Here is a 2,738-nt window from a genome sequence, read left to right on the forward strand (position 1 = left end):
TGTTGATCGCGAGCGGTATTGCGCTCCCACGACTGCGGTCGAGGAGATCTTGGCCGGCATATACGCGCGGGTGCTGGGTGTGCAACGCGTCGGCATCGACGACTCGTTCTTCGACCTCGGCGGCGACTCCTTGTCGGCGATGCGGGTCATCGCTGCCATCAACGCCATCCTGAATTCCGATCTCAAAGTGGGCGCGCTGTTCGACGCGCCGTCGATCGCCCGGTTGGCCCCCCTCGTCGATGGGTGCGGCAGTGCGCTCGAGCCCCTGGTGGCCCGGGAGCGGCCCGCGGTGGTTCCGCTGTCGTTTGCCCAGAGCCGGTTGTGGCTGCTCGACCAGTTGCAAGGCCCTTCACCGGTCTACAACGTGGCGGTGGCGTTGCGGCTGCGCGGCCGGCTCGACGCCCAGGCGCTGCATGCGGCGCTGGCCGACGTGGTGGGCCGCCACGAAAGCTTGCGCACCGTATTCGAAGTCACCGATGGCATTGCCCAGCAGGCCGTGATCGGCGCCGAGCAAGCCGATTTCGGTTGGGCGGTCGTCGACGCCGCGGGATGGCCGGCGGCCCGACTGGAGCGGGCCATCGGCGAATCAGCGCGCTACTCCTTCAATTTGGCAACTGAAGTCCCCATGCGGGCAACGCTTTTCACGGTCACCGGCGACGAAAACGTTTTGGTGGTGGCGGTGCATCACATCGCCGCCGACGGCTGGTCGATGACCCCGCTGGCACGCGACCTGGCTCTGGCCTACGCCAGCCGATGCGCCGGCGAGCGCCCCGACTGGGCTGAGTTGCCCCTGCAGTACCCCGATTACGCACTGTGGCAACGCGCGCAACTGGGCGAGCTCGACAACGGCCGCAGCCCCATCGCCACCCAGCTTGCCTACTGGCAGGATGCGCTGGCCGGGCTGCCCGAACGCCTGCAACTTCCCGTCGATCGGCCCTATCCGCCGGTCGCTGATCACCGCGGCGCCAAGATCACCGTGGACTGGCCGGCCGCATTGCAGCAACGGGTTCGGGGGGTGGCCCGCGAGCACAACGTCACCAGCTTCATGGTGGTCCAGGCGGCGTTGGCGGTGCTGTTGGCCAACGTCAGCACCAGTCGCGATGTGGCGGTTGGGTTTCCGATCGCCGGACGACGCGAGCCCGGGCTCGAGGAGCTGGTGGGATTTTTCGTCAACATGTTGGTGCTTCGCGTCGACCTGGCGGGGGATCCCAGCTTCACCGACTTGCTCGCCCAGGTCCGCCGGCGCAGCCTGGCCGCCTACGAACATCAAGATGTGCCGTTCGAACTGCTGGTGGAGCGGCTCAACCCGACCCGATCACTGACTCATCACCCGCTGATCCAGGTGATGTTAGCGTGGCAGAACAACGCTTCTGCCCCGCTGGCACTGGGCGACCTGCAGGTCACCGCCATGCCCGTCGATACCCACAGCGCGCGCATGGACCTGACCTGGTCCCTGGGCGAATGCTTCACCGACACCGGTGAATTCGCCGGAATCGCCGGGACCGTGGAGTTCCGTACCGATGTCTTCGATGCGGCCAGCATCGATGTGCTGATCGAGCGGTTACAGCGGCTCCTGGTGGCCGTGACCGACGCTCCCGCGGCGCCCCTGTCGTCGGTGGACCTGCTCAGCGACGCCGAACACGAGCGTCTGGACGGGTGGGGCAACCGCGCGGTGCTCCGGCGGCCCAGACTGCCCGCGGTGTCGATTCCGGCCGCGCTGGCCGCCCAGGTGGCGCGCACCCCGCACGCGGTGGCGGTGCGCTGCGCGGGTCGGTCGATCACCTATCACGAATTTGACGCCACGTCGAACCGGTTGGCGCACTTGCTGATCGGCCACAGTGTTGGGCCGGGTGCCCGGGTGGCGCTGGTGCTGCCCCGGTCCGCTGAGGCCGTCGTCGCCATGGCCGCGGTGCTCAAGACGGGAGCGGCGTACCTGCCGATCGACCCGGCACTGCCCCCGGCCCGGATCGGGTTCATGCTCGGCGACGCCGCGCCCGTCGCCGCCCTCACCACCACCGGGCTTGCCGACCGGCTGGACGGATACGACGTGACGGTGATCGACATCGCGGATGCTCGCGTCGCCGGCTATCCGGACACGGCGTTGCCGGCACCGGCCGCCGATGAGATCGCCTACCTCATCTACACGTCCGGCACCACCGGCGTGCCCAAGGGCGTAGCGATCTCCCACCAGAACGTCACCCAACTCTTCCGAATCAACGAATTCTTCGGTACCCGTCCGCAAAACAACGGCACTACAACGCCTTTTACGGTCTCCCAGTGGCATTCACATTCCTTCGACGTGTCGGTCTGGGAGATCTGGGGTGTGCTGCTGGCTGGTGGGCGGCTGGTCGTCGTGCCGGAGGAGGTGGCGGAATCGCCGGAGGACCTGCACGCCCTGCTGGTGGCCGAACAGGTAACCGTATTGAGCCAGACGCCTTCCGCGGTAGCGATGTTGGCGCCGCAGGGGTTGGAATCGGCGGCATTGGTGGTGGCCGGTGAAGCCTGTCCGGCGCAGGTGGTGGATCGGTGGGCGCGGGGTCGGGTGATGGTCAATGCTTATGGTCCCAGTGAGACGACGGTGTATGCGTCGATGAGTGCGCCGCTGGTTGTGGGTTCGGGGGTGCCGCCGATTGGGTCGCCGGTGTCGGGGGCGGCGTTGTTGGTGCTGGATGGGTGGTTGCGGCCGGTGCCGGTGGGTGTGGTGGGGGAGTTGTATGTGGCGGGTTTTGGTGTGGGGG

The 2,738-nt window shown here is 67.6% G+C and carries 1 protein-coding gene; it reads left to right on the forward strand.

What is annotated here, in order from left to right:
* A partial coding sequence (locus tag EET13_RS29030) for a non-ribosomal peptide synthetase (protein ID WP_168991351.1) occupies nt 1-2,738 on the forward strand: 2,738 nt, incomplete at both ends.

Origin of the sequence: Mycobacterium attenuatum, from assembly GCF_900566085.1 — a bacterium.
GTDB classification, from domain to species: Bacteria; Actinomycetota; Actinomycetes; order Mycobacteriales; family Mycobacteriaceae; genus Mycobacterium; species Mycobacterium attenuatum.